Here is an 18,568-nt window from a genome sequence, read left to right as displayed (position 1 = left end):
CGAGTTCGGCAGAGGCATTCACACAGATGCAGACCGCTGTTCTTAACGCTCAAGTAAGTAAAACTTTGGCGTCGCGCGCCAAAACTCGCTCGCTGGCGAAGTCAGGCGTTCGAATTGCTTTTCTAAGGTAAGCGACCCTATTTCCAATTTGCAGCTCAGGGGCCGGCATTTCTATCCTAGAACGAGGGCACCAGCGCGTAGGAGCTTACGCGTGGGCTGCAATCCTAATAACACTTCTTCTCATGATTCGCTGAGACCGCGAAGAGCCGCCAGCTTTAGGCTCGCCCTGAGAGCGTGTCCGGATCGGACGGCTCTTCCTATTAAATAGCTTCGAATGGGGTAAGCTCCGTCTAAGCCCTCTGAAAGCTGTAGGATTAGCTTTCGACTAGATTGCGCAAGGTCGTGCCTTGCTCCTTGGTTGAGCGAGAGGGATTCGAACCGCCGCGCAGCCAAGCCTTTGATTTTCTGAGAAATGCCGTACTAGACCGATTTTGCGGGTTCAAAGATTCGGAGAAAATTCGGTTCTCCGGAGGCATTCAGACCCTTCTCGGAGGACCTCCGGGAGTTCTCCGTGCGCGGGAATGCAGGAAAAAGACCGCGACGCTGCGATAATAGCCGACTTCGAGCGTAACGGCGAAACACCACCTAATCCGAAGACAATCTTCCGCGCTTTGAACGCTAGCTGAGCCAAGGACATTTGAGGACATCTGGAGACTGTCCACGGTTGTCCGTAGCGAATGCAACGTCGGTTAAGTCATCTTTCCGTGCGCGCCCGCAGTTCTGCGAGCGGCTTCTGGAGGATGATAATGAACCAAGAACCTATTCAGATTCAGCGCGAAGGGCTTTCGGTAGCAGAAGCCTGCAGCGTCGCCGGTATCGGCCGCACCAAAATCTACGAAGCCATAAAGGACGGCAGCCTCACGGCTCGCAAGCACGGCAAGCGCACCATCATCCTGCGGGATGAATTACGTGCATTCCTGGTGGCGCTTCCGGCGGTGGCGCAATGAATTACGTAAATCGGCCCGGCGCTCTGAACAGCGACCGGGCCGGGAAAATCGTTCTTGATGGAACGTTTTCCCATATCACCGAAGAAACATCGGCACAACATCGCGAAAGCGCGGACAAATATCACCGGGTTGTAGCCAACCTGAGTGAGAGCTGGCGCGTTATTGAGTGCCGTGATGGTATTCAATGGATTTTGCAGCGCCGCAACGCGCCAAAAACGACACGTGGAGACGATTGGCGCGCCCGGAGCTATTGCCGTACCCGTGAAGCATTGATCCGCTGTACGTGTGCCTCTACTGGCGAAATTGATCCAGCAGCGGCAACGGTGTTGGCATCACTTCCCGAACGGATAGACCCGGATGATAACCGCACGGCGCGATGGATTGCCGGGCATTGTCGCGTGTCGCTGACAGTTGCACGCATCATTGCCGAACAGGCCGGTATCGGCGGGAGGTGTGATCGATGACGCGCCTTACCGTTAAACTCCGCATCAGCTTCGGTGGACCCGTTGTCACCTTGCGAGGAAGAGACGCATGGGCCTTACAGCAATTGCACGCTGCGAACGACAACGGCTGTACGCCTATCGATCATCCGGGGCCACGCTGGAGCGGATACGTCCACAAGCTCCGTAAGGCCGGGATAATGGTCGAGACGATCCGTGAATCTCATGGTGGTCCATTTGCTGGCGAACATGCCCGCTATGTCCTGCGCACCGAAATCACCATCCTCGAAATCGAGGGCGGCGCATGATGGGGCTCGCGGACACTCAAATTGATGCTGGCGGGGCTTCGGCCCCGCTGGCCCTTTGCTCCTGGCATGTGTGGGGGTGACGCCATGAGGCGCGTTCGCCACACACAGATTGGAGCGCAGTTTTCGCCGCGCCGTATCGACATGCTGTCATCGCCAGCATGGCGGGCTTTAAGCCTGTCTGCCCACCGTGTCATCGACAGAATATCGATCGAACTTATGCACCACGGCGGAACAGACAACGGTCGCCTTCCGGTCACTTTTGACGACTTCGAGAAGTACGGCATTCACCGCCATTCTATCGCACCGGCTATTCGCGAGGCCGTCGCCTTGGGATTTGTCGAGATAACGGAGGCAGGGCGCGCCGGTAATGCCGAGTGGCGAAGGCCGAATCTGTTCCGGCTATCCTTTGCTCGCAGCGAGACCCAGTGGCGGAAAATGCCAATTCTTAGTGGCGGAAACCGCACTGAAAACCCCGAATCCATAGTACGGAAACTGCCACTACAGGGCATAGTGCAGAAACCGCCACTACTTTCTATATCTAGGGAAGGGAACGAGAATGAAGCGCCTAGACATACTCGGCCACCGGCCCAAGCTTGAGCAGTACTCCTTCCTATGAGAATGGTTGGTTCGTTTCCTGTGAGGCTGTAATGGGCCGTACCGCGAAAGTCGCGATGTTTGCTGGCATGTTAGCGCTGATCGGGGCTGTCGGTGGTGCCAGCTTTATCATTAGTCAGACCAAAGTAAGCCCTGAGGCCATTCGTTCCTCCGTCTCGCAATCTGAAAACGACATCGACAACGCATGGAAATTGCCCGCCGAAGCGACGTTCAACAGGCAAGTGACATGGCAATCAAATCCTTCGATGTGCGGACCCGCGAGTGTCGCAAATGCGCTGCGGTCATTGAACGAATTAGCTACTTCCGAAAGCGCAGTCCTATCGGGGACCGGTCGCTGCTGGAGCGGCATCTGTTTTATGGGATTAACACTCGACGAACTTGCGGAAGTCACGCGCACCAAGACAAAGCGAAGCGTTACTGTATTGCGCGACTTAACTCCCGAAGAATTCCAACATCACCTGCGGCTCGCCAACGAAACTGGGCGCCGCTATATCGTCAATTTCAGCCGCAAAGAGATTTTCGGTGCCGGTGCGGGACATCACTCCCCTATCGGTGGGTATCTAGAGGCCGGGGACATGGTTTTCATACTGGACGTAAATCCGGATTTTGGACCTTGGCTTGTAAAGCGCGAGCGATTGTTCGCCGCGATGGACACTTGGGATGGCAAGAGGAAACGCGGATTGCTGTTAATCGAATAGTGTTTTTGCTGAGGCGTTTCGACGCCCCAACAGATGGGGCAGAAATTATCTGTCGGGAGTTACGAGAGATGGCACGGTCGCGCCAGCGCGTTTGCCTGCAAGACGGTTTGAAGCTGAACATGAATCGGCTGATCCGTAACGGTTTCATCCGGCACAACGCATTTGCTCGCAGCTTCATTCGGTGGTCGCATTCCTACTGGGGGGAGATTGCCACCGGAAGCATTGCCGCCGATCTCACCGGCAGGTGGCACGGATGGCTTGAGGTTGAAATCGGTGGCAGGGCGCAACGCTTATCGCTCATTGCATGTCCGCGGCCGTTCGGTGGCCGGCAATGGTATTTCATTTGCCCGCAGCTAGGGCGGCGTGCATCCGTGCTCTGGCGGCCACCGGGTGCGAACCATTTCCGTAGTCGACAGGGATGGGGGCGGCATGTCGTGGCGTACCAAACGCAATTCAACGATGCCACCGGCCGCGCGCACCTTGGCAAATCCCGGATCAAGTCGCGGCTGATTGGTCAGAATGATCCGGACGAATGGAATTTTCCACCAAAGCCAAAATGGATGCGGTGGGCGACGTATAATCGCTATTCGGACCGACACGACCGTTATGAACACGTTCTAGATTGCGGTCTCGTCGCACTAGCGGCAAAATTCTATGGAAAATAATATCGTTATCAATGGGGGACGTCGAGTTAGCCAAGAGATTTCGATTTGCTTAGAATTGAATCAACGTTAGGCAGTTCGACCAGTTTGCGCTCCAACGGTTGACTCGCCCGATGTGAGCGGTCGCGTTTGCCATGGCATGCAATATCATCGCATTAAATTAAGCTGCCAAAACCGCCACCGATTCAACGCTCGCTCTTAAGCCGGCTATAAGAGAACGCGAGTGGCAAGTTTTCTAACGACGCTATGAGTTAGGTCGTGTCAGGGGGGCGCCACGGTTCCGATCGGAAAATGTGCCGGCAGAATGGTGCGCCGACCGATTGGCAGTATTCCGCTAAAGAGACGATCGCATCGTTATCGTTGTAGAGCGATTACTTGCCGCGAGGAGAACATCAAGGTGCTTTACCGCCGTGAGGGTATCGCTGGGCTCTATGCATTACGGCCCCAATGGTTGGCTCGGGCAACAATTCGAGCTCCAAGTTGCCACAGACACTGAAAAAGGCCAGTCTCCTATTCCGGCGTTCAGCGGGACTGCTATGTTCGAGAAGTACAAAATGTTTGCTTTGAAAACTCTTGTTCCCAATCGCGCGACCGCTACGACCCCATTAAAGGCGCGGGATTAACCAAACCTCAGGTGATCCATATGGGCGACGATCTATCTAGGATGGAAACCAATCATTCTGAAGCGAGCCCTTATCAGGTGCCGCCAGTAGATCCGCGAATTGAGGCGGTGGAACCACCAAGGACAAGCATTTGGGTCAAAGAGCTACCCTACAGTGTGATTCTCGTGCTAACCATATTTGGCGTTGCGTATACCAGCTTCTCTAATCAGCCCCTTGTTCTCTATTGGGAATTTCTGGCGCTCGTGATTGGAGTTATGTGTATCGTCACGGGAGTCCAGAACGCGAATGGCAAAGAAGCGCGATTGCGTCTAATTTCGGCGCAAGTGCTGCATTGGTCCGCCTTTTTACTCGTGATGAACATGATCCTTTTGCCTAGCGCACAGAGGATCCTCGATGACAGCGCAACCGGGATTTCCATCTTCACCTTGCTAGCGCTCGGTACCGTTACCGCTGGCATCCATGTCGCTTCATGGCAGATCTGCCTTCTCGGACTCGTGATGGCTCTAAGCGTTCCGGTCATCGCGTGGATTCAGCTTTCCGCATTGCTTGTAGTTCTGGTTATATCCCTGGCGGTTGGAGTTGGCGTTGTGCTTTGGTGGCCATGGCATAAAAAATCAGTCCATTCCTGACTGACGTTGCCGTTCCAACACAAGTACATCTGGCTAGAGTCGCTATTGCTCTTGGTCTTGGATGCAATTGCTGGACTCGTAAAGCCTGATTCGAACGGCTCAACTTGATGATCGTTAAGAAGCTGCAGAAAGCGCCGATTTCGGCATCCAAACGCACAATAAAGCCACGGCACTCATCAGTGTGCGAGCCAAGGTGCTCATTGACTATCCGGTTTCTGAAACTAGGATTCGCATGTTTGCCGTATGATGCCGCGCCTCGTCGAGCGCTTTCTAGAGGCGCGCTCCACCCCGATCGAGACGAGCGCTAGGTTGGGGACTTATTTGGGGGCTCGAACTCAGGCGTATGAAAATAATTTAGTTATACAATTAATTATCAAATATTGCTGGCGGAGAGGGATTCGAACTCTCGCTACGGTCGACCAGGCGGACGTATTCAATAGAGCAATAGTATTGCTCAAAAATCACTGGCATTGCTGGACGATTGGAGCGTTACTGTCGGCGCGTTGAGTGCCTGCTTCGACCACTTAATGGCCCGCCCCGCCGGTGTGTTTGCCGTGACGGGGCTTTGGTGATGGCAGCGATGATGCTGCAGTCACTGGAGACGTCACATGACCAAAACAAAACCCCGCAAAACTGCATCTCGATCAGCGATGGCGCCCAAGGGCGCAAAGTTGGCGCGCCGTGCATCGACCAAAGCTGCCAAGGCCGTACCCGTCAAGAAGATCAGCTCAACAGCGGCTCGGTCGGGGGATCCGCCGGTGAGGCATCGCGCCGGCAGCAAGCAAGCCCGGGTCATCGAGATGCTGATGAAGCCTGAGGGCGCAACGATCGACGACATCATGCAGGCCACGGATTGGCAGCAGCATTCAGTGCGAGGCTTCTTCGCGGGTGTCATACGAAAGAAGCTCAAGCTGACACTAACGTCGGAAGCTGCGCAAACCGGTCGGATCTACAAAGTAACTGCCTGCGCCGCGTCGACCGGATCGAAGTCTGGCAAGGCCGCGGCCTGATGCCATGGTAGGAGGCGTAGGATCACGAAGGCTCGTCAGTCGAAGACGGATGAGCTTGTCGATGAACGAGGAGATTGCGTATCTGCGCAGTCTCGATCTGATCGGCCTGCAGCGCCGCTGGCAGAGTGTGATGGGGCGGTTGGCCCCGGAGCACCTGCCCAAGCATTTGCTGTACGGCATTCTCGCCTATCGTATCCAGGCCGATGCGCTTGGGGATCTCGATGCTGCGACGGTTCAACTTCTGAAGCGTACAGCTACCGTGCAGTCTTTGAGTGAGGTTTTGCCGCTCGTAGCGGCCCAGGATCAGCGCAAGCAAGCCATGGTGCCCGGCACTGTGTTAACGCGGGAATGGAATGGGCAACATTATCGGGTGATGGTCGTCGAAGGCGGCTTCGCTTTCGAGGGCAAGACCTTCGACAGCCTGTCCAGGATTGCATTCGCCATCACCGGCACAAACTGGAATGGACCTCGCTTCTTTGGTCTCCGCTCCTCAAGCCGCAAAGGTGTGCGAACTTGAAGCCTACCGACAACCGGGTCGTCCGGTGCGCGATCTATACGAGGGTGTCCACCGATTCCGGACTTGACCAGGAGTTCAACTCGCTGGATGCCCAGTATGATGCGTCCCAAGCCTATATCCGAAGCCAGGCGCATGCAGGTTGGACGTTGGTCAAGGCTCGATATGATGATGGCGGCTTTTCCGGAGGATCCACAGACCGCCCTGCCCTACAGCGGTTGCTTGCGGATGTCGCGGCCTGCCGGATGCACATCATCGTCGTCTATAAGGTGGACCGGCTGACCCGATCTCTGGCTGATTTCGCGAAGCTGGTCGAACTGTTCGATGTCCATGGCGTCTCGTTTGTCTCAGTGACCCAGCAATTCAACACCACCACATCAATGGGACGATTGACGCTCAACGTCCTTTTGTCTTTCGCGCAATTTGAGCGGGAGGTCACCTCCGAGCGCATCCGCGACAAGATTGCAGCCTCTAAACGCAAGGGATTATGGGTCGGCGGCATGGTTCCTCTAGGCTACATCCTCAAGGACGGTCAGCTTCACTTTCACGAGCACGAGGCCAATATCGTTCGGCTGATCTTTCAGCGCTATCTTGAACTCGGCAGCGTCAACCGCCTGGTTAGGGACCTGAAAGAGCGAGGCTTTAAGTCCAAGGTCCGGAAGCTCGCGTCAGGCGGAACGCGAGGGGGTGTGCCGTTCACGCAGGGACCGTTGTTCTACATGCTGCGGAACCGCTTCTATCTGGGCGAGGTCAAATTTAAGGGTGAGATCCTGCCTGGACCTCAGCCGGCCTTGCTCGACCGCACACTGTTTGAGGCCGTTCAGCAAAGGCTGACCGAACAGTGGTCCCATCGCACGACGACACGCATCCGAACCCGCGCGCTCCTTGCAGGGCTGTTGTTTGATGACGCGGGTCATCGGATGATCTTGACCTACTCCAGTCGGGACCGCGTTCGACATCGCTATTACGTCTCTGCGCCCTGCATCCGGGGTCAAACGGATGAGCCGGTTGGCTCTGTCACCCGCGTGCCCGCGTCAGAGATCGAAGTCACGATCTCCAGGGCGATCGTTGCCAACACGGACTTAGATGAACCGCTCTCGAAAGAATTGTTGTCTCGAGACACCCTTGAACGGTTCGTCACCCGGATTGAGGTTCGCAAGAACCAGTTGGCAATCTCTCTGAGGTCTGACGGAAACGACAACCAAGGAATCCGTAGCCCTCACGATCTCGATCCGGCTGAACATCACGAGGTCACCTCCCGTAACGTCATCGTGCCCTGGAAGAAACCATCAAGGCCCGCCCGGGAGATTTTGCTATTAGCGAATACACCGGAGCATCGCGCCCGGCCCATGAAGGCCGAACGCCGGTCGGCTCTCATCCGTGCGATCGGCCGCGGCCGTCTCTGGCTTCAGGAGATCGTCGATGACCGCGAGACGATCGAAAGTCTTGCCACTCGGCACCATTGCAGCATTCGACACATTAATATGACAATCTCCCTCGCTTTCCTTGCACCGGCCCTTGTGACAGCGGCCGTTGAAGGACGCTTCCCGCGCGGGATCGGTGTTGCTGCCCTCCGCGATGCGCCGGCTGAATGGTCACAGCAGATGACGCGCCTCGGCTTGGCACCGGCCGATGCTCCCGGTTCGACCACGCGATAACCGCGTCTCATTTCGTCCCTCCTGGGTTTACGCAGGGATCGGCGCCAATTTTCTGCGGACGTTAAAATTTCCAGGAACGGGAATTTATGCCGCAGAGACAGAGCCCCAAAATCAGCCCAGACGGGTCACGGAGACCGTGGCTCCGCAGATCAAAGTGTGGAAAAGCCCGCCAAGAGCGGGCCTTTTTCGTTAGTCTCTGGAAATGTGAGAAATACCAGACTGGGTGGTGGGCGCGACAGGGATCGAACCTGTGACCCCTACCATGTCAAGGTAGTGCTCTCCCGCTGAGCTACGCGCCCGGAAACTTCCGAAAGGGGTCGCCGGTCCTATATCGGCTCCCGCGCGGACAGGCAAGGATCAGCGGACATAATGAATCAAGCCGCCAGCATCTTGTTCACTTCGCTGACCAATTCACGCAGATGCACAGGTTTGGACAACACCTTGGCGTTCTTCGGCGCCTCGGAATCGGAATTCAGCGCGACGGCCGCAAAGCCAGTAATGAACATGATCTTGATGTCGGGATCGAGTTCCGAAGCGCGGCGCGCCAGCTCGATGCCGTCCATTTCCGGCATTACGATATCGGTGAGAAGCATTTCAAATGGCTCTTCACGCAGCCTCTGATATGCTGAAAGGCCGTTGTCATAGGACGATACCTTGAAACCGGCATTCTCCAGCGCCTTGACCAGAAACCGGCGCATGTCGTTGTCGTCTTCGGCAAGGAGGATTTTGTGCATGATGGAGGTCATTGGAGCCCGGCTGGAGGAGCAGTCACTATAAGCCAAATCTGGTAAATTTGGAGTGAAAACGAACTTTGGCTTGGCAGAAGGGTCGTGATTATCGACAATGCAAATTCAGGAACGCCTGTCCAGACAAGTTCGACAGGCGGCTGCGCGAGGACGACGCTGGCGATGAACGAGTTTGACGGTGACCAACCGCCTTTCGAAATCGCTGAGCCGGCGATATGGCGATCCCCCATCATCTTTAACTCTCCTCATTCCGGTTCGGTCTATCCGGAGCAATTCCTGTCCGCTTCGCGGATCGATCTCGCCGGCCTGCGCCGGTCAGAAGATTCATTCATGGATGAATTGATCGGCGGCTTGACCGATGCCGGCTTTCCGGTGGTTCGGGTCAATTTCCCCCGCTCCTACGTGGACGTAAATCGCGAACCTTACGAGCTCGATCCTCGAATGTTCACCGGGCGGCTGCCGAGCTTCGCCAACACGCGATCGATGCGGGTCGCCGGTGGTCTCGGCACTATCCCACGCGTGGTCGGCGACGGCGAGGAAATCTATCGCGAGCGTCTTGGCGTGGATGATGCGCTCGGCCGGATCGAACTGCTCTACAAACCCTATCATCGCGCGCTGCGGCGGCTGATCCACAAGGCCCATCAGACATTCGGAACGGTCATCCTTGTGGATTGCCACTCGATGCCATCGACCGGAATCTCGCTTGATGAACCGAAGCGACCGGACATCGTGATCGGTGATCGCTATGAGACCAGTTGTGCGCCGCAGCTTCCCAACGTCATCGATGACGTAATGAGAGGCCTCGGCTACTCGCTCGCCCGCAACAAGCCCTATGCGGGCGGATTTATCACCGAACATTACGGAAATCCGGCCAGCGGACTGCACGCGGTTCAGCTCGAACTCAACCGAGCGGTCTATATGGACGAACGGCGGCGTGAGCGCGGACCCCGCTTCCGTCAGGTTGCAACGGATTTCCTGACGCTCGCCGATGCCCTGGCCGCCATCCCGCTCGACGATCTCGGCTCCTTCCGGTCCGCCGCAGAGTAGATTCCCGGCGTTCAATCAATGTTCGGAAGTGCCGCAAGGAAAGATTGCCTTGGCACCCGGGACCAACAGCAGTCCATAGCTGCAAATGTTTCTGAAGTTCAGATCGACGAGAACGGCGAGAGTCTGGATGGTCTTTTGCAGAGCCGCCGCAAAGAAGCAAAGAAAAAGGGCCGCTCGTCGAACAAGCGACCCAAGTCTAGGGAGGAAACGCCCAAGGAGGGCAAGCGATAGCGCGATGACTACCGCACCGCAACAATATGTAACCGCGCTGCACAAAATGCAAGAGATTTCGGGCGATTTCCTTTCAAATAGCTCTAGTTTCATCATCCATGTGGTCTTCTCCGGCTCATTGAGTCTCGACTCAAACTGTTAATTTATTAAGTAATTTCAATATTTTAATTTGATTTCGGGCACGATCCTCACCGATCAACCCAGAGCGTTCAAGGCGGCAACATCCGATCCACGATCAATGCAGTCCCGGCCCCCGCAGCGATAATGCGAGAGCGGGAAAACTGTGCCGCAACGGAATGGCAGACGATGCGATATCCGATCCGGACATGTATAGGAGGCGACTTAGCTAGGGGTCGTAGCATCCGAACATTGCCCGGTGAGGTATAGCGTGACGGTGATTGACTTTACCGCCTTTATTGACCGTCTCGCGACGGCCTCGGGCGAAACCATCCTGCCATTTTTCAGAACGACTCTTCTCGGCGTCGAAAACAAGAGCGCCAGTCGCGACTTCGATCCGGTAACGGAGGCCGATCGAGCGGCCGAAGCCGTCATGCGCCGGATGATCCAGGCGAACTTTCCGGAGCACGGCGTCGTCGGCGAGGAATTCGGCAATCAAAACGAAGACGCCGAATATGTCTGGATGCTGGATCCCATCGACGGCACAAAATCCTTTATCGCAGGTTTTCCGATCTGGGGCACGCTGATCGCACTGCTTCATCGTGGAATGCCGGTGTTCGGCATGATGCATCAACCCTACATTGGCGAGCGGTTCAGCGGCGACAACCGCTCCTCTCGCTATCGAGGACCGTCGGACGGGCGCAAACTTGCGGTGCGGCGATGCCCATCACTTCAAGAGGCAACTTCGTTCACGACAAGTCCCCTCCTGATGAATCCCGACGATCGCGCAGCATTCAGCAAAGTCGAAGCCGAGGTGCGGCTGACCCGCTATGGCGGCGACTGCTATTCCTACTGCATGCTGGCCGCGGGCCATCTCGATCTCGTCATTGAGACGGAACTGAAACCTTATGACATCGCGGCGTTGATACCGATCATTACCGGGGCTGGCGGGGTCATCACAACATGGGAAGGAAAGCCGGCACAGGGCGGCGGTCGTGTCGTCGCCGCTGGCGACCGCCGCGTCCACGAGGCCGCGCTGAAGTTGCTGAATTGCTAGAGTTTGATTCACGCAGTTGAATCGGACACTAGAACAGCGGCGTGCCAGGCACGAAGGCGTCGAAGGCGGCCCAGAACTGGGCACGGTAGCGACCCTGTTCCTGCAGGATTTCATGCTTCGATCCGGCGATGACGAGGTGCAACCCGCTGCGTAGATGGTAGGCAAACTCCTCGATAGCCGGAGTGGAGACGATGGCGTCATTGCCGGCCGCGATCAACAGCAACGGCTGACGGATCTGTGACGGGTAACTTGCGACGCGAAAATCGTGCATCGTCTGGAAGGCTGTATCGGCCCACGCCACCGTCGGAGAAGCAATTCCCAGCGTGGGGTCCTCCTCAAGGATTGCGACATTGCGGGCGAACCGCACGGGATCGCTGGTCAAGGGATTGCCGACGAAACTGGCAACGCCGGTGAGTTGGTCGCTTCCGCCGGGAACGTAGCGACCGCCCTGCCCTAATAGTCGCATCGCACGCAACAGCGCGCGCGCTGGGAGCGAATTGCGATGTCCCGGCAGGTCAATCATCGGCGCCGACAGCACGATGCGGTCGAACCAGCGCTTGCCGGCGCGCGCCACCCGCAGCAGCACTGCGCCCCCCATCGAATGCCCCAGTGCAAAGTATGGCGGCGGACAATCCGGCAGCACCACCTGTTTTACGAAGGCACGAACGTCGATTTCGTAGTCGGAGAAACGGCGCACGTATCCCTTGCGCGGATCGAGCAACTGCCGCGACGAATGCCCCTGCCCGCGCCAGTCGATCATCGCCACCGCGAATCCCCGGTCGCGCAGGTCGCGTACGGTCTCGAAATATTTTTCGATCTGCTCGCCGCGTCCGGCAAATACGCAGACGGTCCCCTTACGCCCTTGCGTCGGCGGCCAGCGCGCGAAGCGCAACTCGACCCCGTCAGAGGTTCTCACGGTGCCGCTAACGCAATTCTCCGGAACCGGATTTGCGGGGATTGAAACAAGCCTCATGACCGAACCGGCTGGAGAAGAAGCCCGAAAGAGCGGGACGCCTGGAAGCAGGCGTATTCCCCGCCTCTTGAACGTGCCTGAATTCCCTCCCATATCACTTTCGTGCAGGCCGCTACCAGTGGTCCGAAACAGATCATCAGGCTGCACACAGACGAAAGCCCGGCCCGATTGGCGGGCGGGTTCTTATGATGTCGCTCAATGGAGGACTGAACCATGCGTACTTTCGATCTCGCCCCGTTTTACCGTTCCACTGTCGGATTTGACCGGCTCTTCAATCTGCTCGATCAGGTCAATGGCGACGCGCCAGGCTATCCGCCTTACAACATCGAGCGTACCGGCGAGAATGCGTACCGTATCAGCGTCGCTGTCTCCGGCTTTGCCCCGAACGAGCTCTCCATCGTCGCGAAGGAAAACACGCTGACGATCAAAGGCGAGAAGGTCGCCAATGAGAATGGCAAGGAAAAATCCGAGGTGCTGTATCGCGGCATCGCGGCCCGCGCCTTCGAACGCGCATTCCAGCTGGCCGATTACGTTCAGGTGAAGAACGCCTCGCTGGAGAACGGGTTGCTGCATGTCGATCTCGTTCGCGAGATTCCGGAGGCCAAGAAGCCCCGCAGCATTCCGATCTCGACCAGCACGCCCGCCGCACCGGCGGTCGAAAAGGCGGCAGCCTGATCGTTTCGACCCTCGGGTCATTAGAAACCGCAGCGCCCCGGCAAGACCGGGGCGTTTTTTTTTGCGCGGCCCCGGCATTTTGCCGATGGTGGACAACCCGTTTTGGTCATCCGCGCCTGGTCGGGCAGTCGAATTCGGACGTTGCCGGCACCTGGGCCTGAACGTCAATGGCCGCTCCGGCGCAACTTCACCGCGGAGCGATCTCGGCACCGAATCGGGCAGTCCTTGAGACCAGGGCGTGTTTGCTGCAAATTCGGGGCGCCGTGCCGCACATCCGCCACGCAATCAGGGACTTTCAGACGCTTGTGTGTTAGAGAAAAATTTGGCAATGTCACAGTTAGGACAGCAACACTGTCTTAATTCTCGACTGTCGGCGTTTCGACGATCGGCTTGGCAGAGCTCTTGCCGCGAAATGCGGTCCTCCGAAGCGGTCGGGCATGACGAGCCATAGTCTGCCGGGGATTTGAGCGCCCTGGTTTGAACTCTAAAACTTCGGCTCTCGGCGTATGGGTGGTGCTCCAAAGTTGTCGATCGGTGCCACGACCGTCGACGGGGCGCCAAGACGCGGATGACGTTTCGGAATGGAAAATCCCGGCCGGGAAAGGGTACTGGAGTTAAGATGAGCGCGCCATCGTTCGAGCGGGAGAACACCGGACTGGAACCATTGACAGCGGCTTCGGTTACGAAACCGCTTGAACCTGCGCATCAGCAGGCGGTCTATGAACATACCTGGCGGCCGCCGGCAGAAGGCTTCTACGACCTCGCCCTGGAAAAGGATTCCTGCGGCGTCGGTTTCATCGCCAACATCAAAGGCAGGAAGTCGCACCAGATCGTTTCCGACGCGATCAGTATTCTTTGCAACCTCGAACATCGCGGCGCAGTCGGCGCCGATCCGCGCGCCGGAGACGGAGCGGGCATACTCGTACAGATTCCGCACGTCTTTTTTGCACGAAAGGCAACGGAACTTGGTTTCACGCTGCCAAGGGCCGGAGAATACGCCGTTGGCGCGCTGTTCATGCCGCGCGAGACCGCCTGGCGCGAGATCATCAGGAGCATCATCGCCGATCAGATCAAGGCCGAAGGCCTGACCCTGCTCGGCTGGCGCGAGGTGCCCACCAACAACTCCTCGCTCGGTGACACCGTGAAGCCGACCGAACCTGCCAACATGCAGGTGTTCATTGGCCGCAACGGCACCGCCGCGACCGAGGACGAGTTCGAACGACGGCTCTACATCCTGCGCAAGTCAATCTCGCAGGCGATCTTCGAACGCCGCGAGCGCGGTCTCGCCGGCTATTATCCGGTGTCGATGTCGTGCCGCACCGTGATCTACAAGGGAATGTTTCTCGCCGACCAGCTCGGCAGCTACTATCCCGACCTGCACGAGCCGGATTTCGAATCAGCATTGGCGCTTGTACATCAGCGCTTCTCCACCAACACCTTTCCCACCTGGTCGTTGGCCCATCCCTATCGCATGGTCGCGCACAACGGCGAGATCAACACGTTGCGCGGTAACGTCAACTGGATGGCGGCGCGGCAGGCGTCGGTACATTCCGATTTGTACGGCAAGGACATCAGCCGGCTGTGGCCGATCTCCTACGAAGGCCAGTCCGACACGGCTTGTTTCGACAATAGCCTCGAATTCCTGGTGCAGGGCGGCTATTCGCTCGTGCACGCGGTCATGATGATGATCCCCGAGGCGTGGGCGGGCAATCCCCTGATGGATGAAGAGCGACGCGCCTTCTATGAATATCATGCGGCACTGATGGAGCCGTGGGACGGTCCGGCGGCGATCGCCTTCACCGACGGCCGCCAGATCGGCGCGACGCTCGACCGCAATGGCCTGCGTCCGGCGCGCTATCTGGTCACCAGCGATGACCGCATCGTGATGGCGTCCGAGATGGGCGTGCTCAAGATTCCGGAAGATCAAATCATCACCAAGTGGCGGCTACAGCCAGGCAAAATGCTGCTGGTAGACCTCGAGCAGGGACGCCTTATTCCTGACGATGAGATCAAGGCCACATTGGCGAACAGCCATCCATACAGGGCGTGGCTTGGCCGCACCCAAATACAGGTCGAGAACCTGCCGGACGCGCCAGCAAAAACCGCCCGTTCGAACCTGCCGTTGCTGGATCGTCAGCAGGCATTCGGCTATTCGCAGGAAGATATCAACATCCTTTTGACGCCGATGGCGTCCATCGGCGAGGAAGCATCGGGCTCGATGGGCAACGACACGCCGATCTCGGCGCTGTCCGACCGTCCCAAGCAGCTTTTTACCTACTTCAAGCAGAACTTTGCACAGGTCACCAACCCTCCGATCGACCCCATTCGCGAGGAACTGGTGATGAGTCTCGTCTCAATCATCGGACCGCGGCCGAACCTGTTCGATATCGAAGGTCTCGCCTCGACCAAACGGCTCGAGGTGCGGCAGCCGATCCTCACTGACGCCGACCTTGAGAAGATCCGCTCGATCTCCGATGTCGCGGAGTCGCACTTCGTCTCGCGCACCCTCGATATCACCTTCCACGCCAGCGTTGGCGCCGACGGCCTGGAGCAGGTGCTGGACGCACTTTGCGCGTGCGCAGAAGCCGCAGTCCGCGAAGGCGTCAACATCATCATCCTGTCCGACCGTCTGATTGGCATCGACCGGATTCCGATTCCCTCGCTGCTCGCCTGCGCCGCCGTGCATCATCATCTGATCCGCGTCGGCTTGCGCACCTCGGTCGGCCTCGTCATCGAATCCGGCGAACCGCGCGAAGTTCACCACTTCGCCTGTCTCGCCGGTTACGGCGCGGAGGCGATCAACCCCTATTTGGCGTTCGAGACCATCATAGCGATGAGGGAACGCCTGCCAGGCAGCCTTGACGACAAGGAAATCGTCAAGCGTTACATCAAGTCCATCGGCAAGGGCATGCTCAAGGTGATGTCAAAGATGGGCATCTCGACCTATCAATCCTATTGCGGCGCGCAGATCTTCGACGCCGTGGGATTGAAGGCCGAATTCATCGCAAAGTATTTCGCCGGCACGCACAGCCGCATCGAAGGCGTAGGCCTCAGCGAAATCGCGGAAGAAACCGTGCGCCGTCATGCCGATGCGTTCGGTGACGTGCAAATCTATAAGACCGCACTCGATGTCGGTGGCGAATACGCCTACCGCACCCGGGGCGAGGATCACGCATGGACTGCCGAGTCGGTATCCAACCTGCAGCACGCGGTGCGCGGCAATTCGCAGGAGCGCTATCGCGCGTTCGCAAAGACACTCAATGAACAGTCCGAGCGCCTGCTGACGCTGCGCGGCCTGTTCCGGTTCAAAACCGCGGAAGACGACCAGCGCAAACCCGTCGCCCTCGACGAGGTCGAGCCGGCAAAGGAAATCGTCAAGCGCTTTGCGACCGGCGCCATGAGCTTCGGCTCGATCTCGCGTGAAGCTCATACCACGCTCGCGATCGCGATGAACCGGATCGGCGGCAGGTCGAACACCGGCGAAGGAGGCGAGGAAGCCGACCGCTTCAAGCCGATGCCAAACGGCGACTCGATGCGCTCGGCGATCAAACAGGTCGCCTCGGGGCGCTTCGGCGTCACTACGGAGTATCTGGTCAACTCGGATATGATGCAGATCAAGATGGCGCAGGGCGCAAAGCCCGGCGAAGGCGGACAGTTGCCCGGCCACAAGGTCAACGCGACCATCGCGCGCGTGCGTCACTCAACGCCGGGCGTCGGCCTGATCTCGCCGCCGCCGCATCACGACATCTATTCGATCGAGGACCTCGCACAGCTCATCTACGACCTGAAGAACGTCAATCCGGACAGTCTGGTTTCGGTGAAGCTCGTCTCCGAGATCGGCGTCGGCACGGTCGCCGCAGGCGTCGCCAAGGCCCGCGCCGATCATGTCACCATCGCCGGCTTCGAGGGCGGCACCGGCGCCTCGCCGCTAACCTCGATCAAGCACGCCGGTTCGCCGTGGGAGATCGGGCTTGCCGAAACCCACCAGACACTGGTGCGGGAGAAGCTGCGCTCGCGCGTCGCCGTACAGGTCGACGGCGGCTTCCGCACCGGCCGCGACGTCGTGATCGGCGCGCTGCTCGGGGCCGACGAATTCGGTTTCGCCACCGCGCCGCTGATCGCCGCCGGCTGCATCATGATGCGCAAGTGTCATCTCAACACCTGTCCGGTCGGCGTCGCGACTCAGGATCCGGTGCTGCGCAAGCGCTTCACCGGCCAGCCTGAGCACGTTATCAACTTCTTCTTCTTTGTCGCCGAGGAGGTGCGCGAGATCATGGCCGAGCTCGGCTACCGCACCTTCGACGAAATGATCGGCCAGGTGCAAATGCTCGATCAGAGCGCGCTGGTGACGCACTGGAAAGCCAAGGGGCTCGACTTCTCGAAGCTGTTCTACCGGCAGAAGGAAGCGCCGGGTCAGAAGGTCTATCACGCCGAGGAGCAGAACCATCACCTCGACAAGGTGCTGGACCGCAAGCTGATCGCGCAGGCGAAGCCGGCGCTTGACCGTGGCGCACCAGTGACGATCGAGACCACGATCAACAACACCGACCGTTCAGCCGGCGCGATGCTGTCAGGCACTGTCGCGAAGATTTACGGCCATGCCGGCCTGCCACTCGACACCATCCAGGTCCACCTCAAGGGCACCGCGGGACAGGCGTTCGGAGCGTGGCTCGGGCGCGGAATCACCTTCGACCTCGAGGGCGAAGGCAACGACTATGTCGGCAAGGGCCTTTCCGGCGGACGAATCATCGTGCGGCCGCCTGCAAACTCCGGCATCGTCCCGGAAGAGTCGATCATCGTCGGCAACACCGTGATGTACGGCGCGATCGAGGGCGAGTGCTACTTCCGAGGCGTCGCCGGCGAGCGCTTCGCCGTGCGCAACTCCGGCGCGGTCGCGGTCGTCGAGGGCGCCGGCGATCATTGCTGCGAATACATGACCGGCGGCATCGTCGTCGTGCTGGGCAAGACCGGACGCAACTTCGCGGCCGGCATGTCCGGCGGCGTCGCCTACGTGCTCGACGAGACGGGCGATTTCCCGAAGCTCTGCAATCTCGCGATGGTCGATCTCGAGCCGGTGCTGTCGGAAGAGATGATCAATGCCGGCACCTATCATCACAGCGGCGACCTCGAGGCGCACGGACGCGTCGATGTATTCCAGAATCTGCTGAGCTCCGATGTCGAGCGGCTGCACGTTCTGATCATGCGCCACGCCAAGCTCACCGGCTCGAAACGCGCCGAAGATATTCTCGCGAACTGGAAGGCCTACTTGCCGAAATTCCGCAAGGTCATGCCGGTGGAATACCGCCGCGCGCTAAAGGAAATGAAGACCGACGCCGACGCCGAACCGAAGATCGCGATCGGGGCGTAGGTTGAATGGCGTGGCAAAAGCGACTCGCGACCGTACATCGGCTGCTGTCGTTAACAGTTGCGCTGGCAGTGCCTCTCGCAGCTTATCTCGTCAACGGTCGCTGGAGCCATGGATGTTGGTTCTGGGTGCAGTGATCGGGTTTAGTTACTGGTACTTCTTTCCCTTTTTTCTACCGTGAGTGTGAACAGCC

15 protein-coding genes and 1 tRNA gene are annotated in these 18,568 nt (G+C 58.2%); 13 read left to right on the top strand and 3 right to left on the bottom strand.

Annotated features, from left to right (window positions below; all coding sequences use genetic code 11):
• Positions 1-806: 806 nt before the first annotated feature.
• From AC1RT6_RS15555 to AC1RT6_RS15515, 9 genes are all read left to right on the top strand, one after another.
• Positions 807-1,007: a helix-turn-helix domain-containing protein gene (locus tag AC1RT6_RS15555; RefSeq protein WP_472790981.1), complete on the top strand. Its 201-nt coding sequence runs from the start codon at positions 807-809 to the stop codon at positions 1,005-1,007.
• Entirely contained in the window at positions 1,004-1,471 is a 468-nt protein-coding gene (locus tag AC1RT6_RS15550) for a hypothetical protein (RefSeq protein ID WP_472790982.1), read from the top strand. The genes AC1RT6_RS15555 and AC1RT6_RS15550 overlap by 4 nt, the downstream gene beginning before the upstream one ends.
• The gene (locus AC1RT6_RS15545; protein ID WP_472790983.1) at positions 1,468-1,755 is read left to right on the top strand and encodes a winged helix domain-containing protein; all 288 of its coding nucleotides are present in this window, start codon (positions 1,468-1,470) and stop codon (positions 1,753-1,755) included. Before AC1RT6_RS15550 ends, AC1RT6_RS15545 begins: the two co-directional genes overlap by 4 nt.
• 647 nt (positions 1,756-2,402) lie before the next feature.
• A complete protein-coding gene (locus AC1RT6_RS15540) occupies positions 2,403-3,068 on the top strand; it encodes a phytochelatin synthase family protein (RefSeq protein ID WP_472790984.1) in 666 nt (221 codons plus the stop codon).
• Between the two features lie 68 nt (positions 3,069-3,136).
• Positions 3,137-3,733, top strand: a complete 597-nt coding sequence (locus AC1RT6_RS15535) for a hypothetical protein (RefSeq protein ID WP_472790985.1) — start codon at positions 3,137-3,139, stop codon at positions 3,731-3,733.
• 661 nt (positions 3,734-4,394) lie between these two features.
• Positions 4,395-4,982: a hypothetical protein gene (locus tag AC1RT6_RS15530; RefSeq protein WP_472790986.1), complete on the top strand. Its 588-nt coding sequence runs from the start codon at positions 4,395-4,397 to the stop codon at positions 4,980-4,982.
• A gap of 608 nt (positions 4,983-5,590) precedes the next feature.
• The gene (locus AC1RT6_RS15525) at positions 5,591-5,992 is read left to right on the top strand and encodes a DUF3489 domain-containing protein (RefSeq protein WP_472790987.1); all 402 of its coding nucleotides are present in this window, start codon (positions 5,591-5,593) and stop codon (positions 5,990-5,992) included.
• 61 nt (positions 5,993-6,053) lie between these two features.
• Positions 6,054-6,509: a DUF2924 domain-containing protein gene (locus AC1RT6_RS15520; RefSeq protein ID WP_472790988.1), complete on the top strand. Its 456-nt coding sequence runs from the start codon at positions 6,054-6,056 to the stop codon at positions 6,507-6,509.
• Complete coding sequence (locus AC1RT6_RS15515; protein ID WP_472790989.1) at positions 6,506-8,164, top strand: recombinase family protein; 1,659 nt, start codon at positions 6,506-6,508, stop codon at positions 8,162-8,164. Before AC1RT6_RS15520 ends, AC1RT6_RS15515 begins: the two co-directional genes overlap by 4 nt.
• A gap of 224 nt (positions 8,165-8,388) precedes the next feature.
• Here the strand turns inward: AC1RT6_RS15515 and AC1RT6_RS15510 are convergent.
• Together AC1RT6_RS15510 and cpdR are read right to left on the bottom strand one after the other, a co-directional pair.
• Positions 8,389-8,463, bottom strand: a tRNA-Val gene (locus AC1RT6_RS15510).
• Positions 8,464-8,538: 75 nt separating this feature from the next.
• Positions 8,539-8,901: a cell cycle two-component system response regulator CpdR gene (cpdR, locus tag AC1RT6_RS15505; protein ID WP_274533938.1), complete on the bottom strand. Its 363-nt coding sequence runs from the start codon at positions 8,899-8,901 to the stop codon at positions 8,539-8,541.
• 171 nt (positions 8,902-9,072) lie between these two features.
• On the opposite strand from cpdR, the gene AC1RT6_RS15500 reads away from it, so the two are divergent.
• Together AC1RT6_RS15500 and hisN are read left to right on the top strand one after the other, a co-directional pair.
• Positions 9,073-9,957, top strand: a complete 885-nt coding sequence (locus AC1RT6_RS15500) for an N-formylglutamate amidohydrolase (RefSeq protein ID WP_079445924.1) — start codon at positions 9,073-9,075, stop codon at positions 9,955-9,957.
• A gap of 619 nt (positions 9,958-10,576) precedes the next feature.
• Complete coding sequence (gene hisN / locus AC1RT6_RS15495; protein WP_079445909.1) at positions 10,577-11,362, top strand: histidinol-phosphatase; 786 nt, start codon at positions 10,577-10,579, stop codon at positions 11,360-11,362.
• 28 nt (positions 11,363-11,390) lie between these two features.
• On the opposite strand, the gene AC1RT6_RS15490 is transcribed toward hisN, so the two are convergent.
• Complete coding sequence (locus AC1RT6_RS15490) at positions 11,391-12,335, bottom strand: alpha/beta hydrolase (RefSeq protein ID WP_079445908.1); 945 nt, start codon at positions 12,333-12,335, stop codon at positions 11,391-11,393.
• Between the two features lie 213 nt (positions 12,336-12,548).
• Here AC1RT6_RS15490 and AC1RT6_RS15485 point away from each other — a divergent pair, with 213 nt between their 5' ends.
• A complete protein-coding gene (locus AC1RT6_RS15485; protein ID WP_079445907.1) occupies positions 12,549-13,010 on the top strand; it encodes an Hsp20 family protein in 462 nt (153 codons plus the stop codon).
• 619 nt (positions 13,011-13,629) lie between these two features.
• Positions 13,630-18,378: a glutamate synthase large subunit gene (gene gltB / locus AC1RT6_RS15480; RefSeq protein WP_493029521.1), complete on the top strand. Its 4,749-nt coding sequence runs from the start codon at positions 13,630-13,632 to the stop codon at positions 18,376-18,378.
• The last annotated feature ends 190 nt before the right edge of the window (positions 18,379-18,568 follow it).

This window comes from Nitrobacter sp. MLSD-S21 (assembly GCF_058809865.1).
Note: the sequence above shows the minus strand (reverse complement) of the source record. Positions and strands in the feature narration are given on the sequence as shown.